The organism is Psychromonas aquimarina ATCC BAA-1526, assembly GCF_000428725.1.
Lineage (GTDB): Bacteria > Pseudomonadota > Gammaproteobacteria > Enterobacterales > Psychromonadaceae > Psychromonas > Psychromonas aquimarina.
On record NZ_AUAM01000142.1, the window covers coordinates 1 to 1115 of the forward strand.

The following is a 1115-nucleotide window of genomic DNA, read 5'->3' on the forward strand; positions in this document are numbered from 1 at the left end:
GCATCAATAATGATGTAATCGTAGTTTTCACGCTGACGGTTTACTTCTTTATTTATTTTTAAAAGTAAACAAATACATGGGAAAGCTTCTGTATCGTCATTTTCTTCACGTCTTTGATTCCAACGATATAAAGTGGCTTGCTTATCTGCATCAACAATCAATATACGATCTGTTTTACCTTTGTAACGCTCCTTTGCTAGAGCAGTCGCAATATTAATAGCCGTTGCCGTTTTACCAACACCACCCTTTTCATACCCAACCAAAATCACTTTACAGGTCATAATTACACCTCAAAATATTTTATTATTTTAATAATAACATATTTTGAAATTATAAAAATATGTTATTAACTTTAAATATAGTATTTGGCTAAAATTTCACGCGATTTAACGAATCCACGCGAACTTAATATTGCTATCACCAATCTTTTTAGAGATAAACTAGAAGTAATAGTCACGCCCTCAAATATGCCGGAAGCATTTTCATTTGGGTAATTGCTTTTGTACGGTTCTGTCGCAAAGTTGACGAAGTAAATCGAAGTATTGATAATGTTTCGACATTTTTCGGGGGCATCAATATTATGGTACTTAACTTTTCAGGTCGGCATTATCCGTCAGATATTATCATGATGGCGTTGTGTTATTACTTGGCTTACAAACAACCGTTAAATACCTTAATAATATAGTCGAGCAGAGTCATCGAAAAGTAAAAGGTAAAATGTACCAATGTTTAGGATGGAAGTCTTGGGCAGGTGCTGAATCAACCTTAGCGGGTGTTGAGCTTTGCACTATGATCAAGCAAGGACAAATGCTCTCTTCTGAAGACATAACGCCATGGGATCAGTTTTATTCTCTCGCAGCATAATTGTATCTGAGGAAAAGTGTCTTTTTCATTTAAAGCAACATAATTTGAGTTTGCGACAAAACCAGGCTGGTGAATTAGCAATCATATTGATGTTGTTCATAGGTGTATCCTCAATTTAATAACAAAAAAAGGATACTTTTTCCCTATCGGGAATTGGTATCCCGTAGGGTGTGGTCATAATTAAAAACGTAATGTGCGGTGCTGTACGTTCCGAAAAAAGCTAACCAAAGCTAAATTCTACTCAGGATTCT

1 protein-coding gene and 2 pseudogenes are annotated in these 1115 nt (G+C 35.2%); 2 read left to right on the forward strand and 1 reads right to left on the reverse strand.

Annotated features, from left to right (window positions below):
* Window positions 1–281, reverse strand: a 281-nt coding sequence (locus tag G337_RS0119430) for an AAA family ATPase (RefSeq protein ID WP_037028205.1), incomplete at its 3' end; no start/stop codon positions are given.
* A 299-nt stretch (window positions 282–580) separates the two neighbouring features.
* Between G337_RS0119430 and G337_RS28755 the strand changes: the two are divergent.
* Window positions 581–658: pseudogene (locus G337_RS28755) on the forward strand (IS6 family transposase); the annotation flags it as partial.
* A 5-nt stretch (window positions 659–663) separates the two neighbouring features.
* Window positions 664–864 (forward strand): annotated as a pseudogene (locus tag G337_RS26875) (IS6 family transposase); the annotation flags it as partial.
* Between the last annotated feature and the right edge of the window lie 251 nt (window positions 865–1115).